Annotated in this window: 2 protein-coding genes; both read left to right on the forward strand. The window is 73.7% G+C overall.

The annotated features are described in order from the left end of the window. Nucleotides 1–325: 325 nt before the first annotated feature. Nucleotides 326–3,523, forward strand: coding sequence for a S8 family serine peptidase (locus IFT36_RS14790; protein ID WP_200413528.1), 3,198 nt, complete (start codon nucleotides 326–328; stop codon nucleotides 3,521–3,523). 743 nt (nucleotides 3,524–4,266) lie between these two features. Next, nucleotides 4,267–5,778, forward strand: a 1,512-nt coding sequence (locus IFT36_RS14795) for an Ig-like domain-containing protein (protein WP_200413529.1), incomplete at its 3' end; no start/stop codon positions are given.

Here is a 5,778-nt window from a genome sequence, read left to right on the forward strand (position 1 = left end):
GTGCCCGGCAGCGGCCACGACTGGTCGACGGCGTCGCGCGGGCTCGGCGCGGGGACGGCCTGGGCGGCGGCGCGTCTCGGGCTGACGACGCGGTAGGGAGGTGCGGCGAGGCGACCGTCCGCCGAAGGGGGGACGACGGCGGTGCCCCGCCCGCGCCTCCTCGTGTGAACTCTGTGGCCGAAGCCGGTCAGTGGCCGGTTTCGGCCATGGCCCCTACTAGAGGGTCACCGACATTCACAGGTAGTTCTTATGGATCGACCGCGGCCCGGGGCTGCGGCGCACCACCGACAGCACGTCCCGAACGACGTGCATCGAAAGGCGATCCGTGATCACACCATCCGGCCGACGCAGGCCGACCGCTCCGCCCCGCACCCGACTCCGTGGCGGCTTCGCCACCCTCCTCGCCACCGGCGTCGTCGCCGCGGGCCTCGTCACGGTGCCGGCCACCGCCTCCTTCGCCGCGGACGGCCCGGCCGTCGTGGGCGACAGCCAGTTCTCCGACGGCAAGTACATCGTCACGCTGCGCGAGCCGGCGGCCGCGACCTACGAGGGCGGGCAGCCGGGCCTCGCCCGCACCGCGGTGCCCGAGGGCAGCGACCTCGACGCGCAGAGCGCTCCCGTGCAGGACTACGCCGAGCACCTGAAGGGCGTCCAGCAGGACGTCGCGGCGGCGGCCGGCGCCACCGTCCAGGCGAGCTACGCCATCACGACCAACGCCTTCGCGGCCGACCTCACGGCCGCCCAGGCCGCCGAGCTCGCGAGCGACCCCTCGGTCGCCGCCGTCTCGAAGAACGAGCTGCTCAAGCTGCAGGCGACGCCGTCGACCGAGTTCCTCGGCCTGGGCGACGCCGAGGGGAACGGTGGCGTCTGGGACGCCGTCGGCGGACGCGAGAAGGCCGGCGAAGGAGTCGTCGTCGGCATCATCGACTCGGGCATCGCGGCGGGCAACGCCTCGTTCGCCGGTGACCCCCTGGGGTCGGCCAGCGAGGCCGAACCCCACCTCGACGGCGACCGGACCGTCTTCGCCAAGGGCGACGGCGGCACCTTCACCGGCGTGTGCCAGACCGGCGTGCAGTTCGACGCGGGCGACTGCAACACGAAGCTGATCGGTGCGCGCTACTTCGTCGACGGCTTCGGCGTCGGCAACATCGGCACCGAGGAGCAGGGCGAGTACCTCTCTCCCCGCGACGGCAACGGCCACGGCTCGCACACGGCGTCGACCGCCGCGGGCAACGCCGACGTCGAGGCCACCATCGGCGACCGGTCGTTCGGCACCGTCTCGGGCGTCGCCCCGGCCGCCAAGATCGCGGCCTACAAGGTCTGCTGGGACGGTCCCGACCGCGTCGCCACCGACGACGACGGCTGCGCCACGCTCGACCTGATCGCCGCCATCGAGGCCGCGGTCACCGACGGCGTCGACGTCATCAACTACTCGATCGGCGGAGGCGGGGCCACGAGCACCTTCTCGGCCACCGACCAGGCGTTCCTCGGCGCGGCCTCGGCCGGCGTCTTCGTGGCGGCCTCGGCGGGCAACGACGGCCCGACCGCGACCACCGCCGACAACGCGGCACCGTGGATCACCACGGTCGCGGCGTCGACCATCCCCAGCTACAGCGCGACGGTGCAGACCGCCGACGGCACCGACTACCTGGGCGGCTCGATCACCGTGCCGACCGGCACCGACGGCCTGACGGGCGACGTCGTCTCGTCGACCGCCGTCGCGGCCGACGGCGCCGACGCCACCGCGGTGACCCTCTGCGCACCGGACACGCTCGACCCGGCGAAGGCCGCCGGCACGATCGTGCTCTGCGACCGCGGTGTCTACGACCGCACGGCCAAGTCGGCCGAGGTCGAGCGCGCCGGCGGCATCGGCATGGTGCTGGTCAACCCGACGAGCAGCTCGGTCGACCTCGACGAACACGCCGTCCCCACGGTCCATCTCAACGCCGACGACTACGACGCGATCCACGCGTACGCCGACACCGAAGGTGCCACCGTCACCCTGCTCGACGGCAACCCGGGCGCGCTGCCCGAGCCCGCCACGCCCCAGATCGCCGGCTTCTCGTCGCGCGGCCCGGTGACGGCCGACGGCGGCAACCTGCTGAAGCCCGACATCTCGGCCCCCGGCGTGGCGATCCTCGCCGACGGCGCCAACGCGCAGGGCGAGCCCGGCACGTACGAGTTCCTCTCGGGCACGTCGATGTCGTCCCCGCACATCGCCGGTCTGGCCGCGCTCTACCTCTCGAAGGACGTCCACCCCGACTGGACCCCGGACGAGGTCAAGTCGGCCATGATGACGACCGCCTACGACCTCGTCGGTGAGGACGGTGCTCCGAGCCGGGACGTCTTCGCCCAGGGCGCCGGCCACGTCGACCCGACCGCGTTCCTCGAACCCGGGCTGCTCTACGAGAACGGTCCGGCCGACTGGCAGGCATACGTCGACGCGATCGACACCGTCGAGGGCACGGACTCGTCGCTCAACCTGCCGTCGATCAGCGTCGGCTCGCTGGCCGGCACCGCCCAGGTCACGCGCACCGTCACCTCGACCGGGGCGGGGACCTACACGGTCGCCCCGATCGAGATGGACGGCGTGACGGCGACGGTCGAACCCTCGACGTTGACCTTCGGCGCCGCGGGCGAGGAGCAGGACTACACGGTCACCTTCACCCGGACGACGGCGGAGCTCGACCAGTTCGCCACCGGCTACCTCACCTGGTCCGACGGGACCCACGACGTGCGCAGCCCGCTCGCCGTGCGCCCCGTCCAGCTGCAGGCACCGGCCGAGGTGGCCGGCGAGGGCGCCACGGGCGAGAAGGCGTTCGACGTCACGGCGGGCGACGCCCTCGAGCTGCCGCTCACCACCGAGGGCCTCGCCGCCGGGCAGGTCACGACCGGCTCGGGTGCGGCAGGCACCGCGGCGGCCGAGACGCCGGTCACGATCGCCGAGGGCACCAGCCACGCGCGCTTCGTGCTCGACAGCGCCGACGACACCGCGGACCTCGACCTGCTCCTCTACACGGCCGGTGCGGACGGTGCGCCCGACCGGCTCGCGGCGTCCTCGGCCACCGGTTCGGCGGACGAGCAGATCGACCTCGACGCCCCCGCGGCGGGAGAGTACGTCCTGCTGGTCGACTTCTACAGCGGTGCCGGACAGCTCGACTACACGCTGACGTCGTACCTGCTCGACCCGGCGACGGCCGTCGGGGGCTTCACGGTCGACCCGGCCACCCTCTCCGCAGGGCTGGGCGAGACGGCGACGCTGACCGCGTCCTGGACGGGCCTGCCCTACGAGCAGACCTTCCTCGGCCGCGTCGTGTACGGCGACACCGGACAGGTCACCTATCTCACGGTCGCCTCGGGAGAAGAGCCCGAGACGCCCACCGACCCTGGGCCCGGCCCGGGCCAGCCCGGCCACCCCGGTCAGCCCGGACACCCCGGCGGCTGGAGCCTCGGTGACATCCTGCAGTGGATCTGGAACGCCCTCGGCGACCTCTTCGACGGCTGGTTCCCCTGGCGCGGGTAGCACCCGCGGCCTGACGGCCTGACGGCCTGACGGCCTGACGGCCTGACGGCCTGACGGCCTGACGGCCTGACGGCCTGAGCCACCCGGAGGCGGTGGTCACCTTCCCTCGGGAGGGCGACCACCGCCTCCTCGCGTCCCCGCCCCCGCCCGCCCCGCCTGCCCCGCCCCGTGGTGTCGGCAACTCCTGGCTCGTGCTGCGGTGGCGCTCGCCAGCGGGGGAGTCGGGACCGGTGTCGGTCAGGGTGCAGGAGTTGCCGACCGAGGCCGTCCGTGTCGGCAACTCCTGGCTCGTGCTGCGGTGGCGCTCGCCTGCGGGGGAGTCGGGGCCGGCGTCGGTCAGCGTGCAGGAATTGCCGACCGGGGGTGGTCCGTGTCGGCAACTCCTGGCGTGTGCTGCGGTGGGGGTCGCCTGCGGGGGAGTCGGGGCGGGTGTCGGACAGGGTGCAGGAGTTGCCGGCAAACCGAGCACCGCCCACCGAGCAGGGCGCTTGGCGCACGGCGCACGGCGCACGGCGCACGGAGCACCGCGGAACGTCCGTCGCCCGGGCGCCACCCTCGTCGCCCGTTCCTCGTCCGGGTGATCTGTCCCCCCGATGGTGGACACGGTCGGCACGCCGGCCCTAGTTTGGGTGTCACCCGAGACGTGACGATCCCCGTTCACCCGACCCCGGCGCCGTACCCGAACACGGCACCGGGGGAACAGGTCGAGGCGCGCGTCTGCCCTACCCGAAAAAGGCACCACCATGCATTCGCTCACCCTCGCGGGGTCTCCCCGTCGCGGGCGGAGGGCCCTGCGCCTGTCCGCCGCGCTGCTCGCCACCCTCGCCCTGGCCGGCACCGCCGCCCTCACCGGCACCGCGGCTCCGGCCCGGGCCGCCGAGATCGACGGCGCCATCACGAACGTGACGGTCACCCCGACCACGCCGAAGCAGGGTTCCCAGCTCACGACGACGATCGCGTGGCAGGTGCCCGACGACACCCTCGCCGGTGACACCTTCACGCTGACGCTCAGCGAGCACCTGAAGAACCTGCCCACCGACTTCGCGCTCCGCGACCCCGCCACCGGTGCGGTCGTGGCCGACGCCGCCGTCGTCGGGACGCGCCCGTCCGTGGTCACCTTCACTATGACCGCCTACGCCGAGGACCACCTCAACGTCAGCGGTCAGGCCTTCGTCACGTCCGACTTCGAGGGACGCACCACCCCGTCGGGCGTGCCCACCCCCTTCACGTCGACCACGAACGACGGTCGCGACTTCACGACCGTCGTCACTCCGACCGGTGTGCTGCGCGGCTCGGACGTCGTGACGAAGTTCGGCACCTACACCCGTGCGGACCAGGGTCGCCTCGTGGGCGACGACTTCCTCGTCTGGAGCGTGAACACGCCGATGGGGCCGTTCGACTCGGCCACCGTCGGTGACTCGGTCCCCGCCGGCGAGGCGTGGTCGTTCGACTGCGACACCGCCGTCTTGACCGAGATCCGCACCAAGGCCGACGGTTCGCTGGCCGCCCCGGTCGCCGTGACCCCGGCCTCGTTCGACTGCACCGCCTCCGGGTACACGGTCTCGTGGGGCGCGCAGACGCGGACCGCGCAGTACCGTGCCGCCGTCGCCGTGAGCCTCGCCGCTCCCACCGGCACCGCCACCGCCCCGCAGACCTTCACCAACGCCGCGACGGCATCGACCGTCCGGGCCGGTGTCGCCGCCGGCAGCCGGGTCACGGCCTCGAAGGTCCAGGCCTCCGCCGGGGGAGTGGGCAGCGGTGACGTCCCCGTCTCCGCCGTGACCATCACGAAGGGCGACGCCGCGGGCCACGCGGCCGACACCGCCGACGCCGCCGTCGTGCTCTCCGACGGGACCGCCTCGCTGGCCTACCGGGTGACCAACACGGGTGCCGACGCGCTCGCCGACGTCTCGGTCTCGGACGCGGTCGTCGCCAACGGCACCGTCACGGGCCTGAGCTGTGACTTCAGCGCCCTGGGCGGACCGTCCACCGGTGTCACCTGGGCCGGCCCGCTCGCGGTCGGCGCCTCGTTCGACTGCACCGCCGCCCTCGAGGGTGTGACGGCCGGCACCGCCGACCACCACGACGTCGGCACCGTGACGGCGCGGGGCATCGAGTCGGGCCAGGCCGTGACGTCCTCGAACGCCTGGTTCGCCCGCGTCTCCGGCGCGACCGGCACGACCACCACGCCGACGTCCGCCCCGACGACGACCCCGGCCGCGCTCGCCGCCCCCGCGGCGGGCCCGACCGCCCCG

The sequence above is a fragment of the Frigoribacterium sp. CFBP 13605 genome, from assembly GCF_014839405.1.
GTDB lineage: Bacteria > Actinomycetota > Actinomycetes > Actinomycetales > Microbacteriaceae > Frigoribacterium.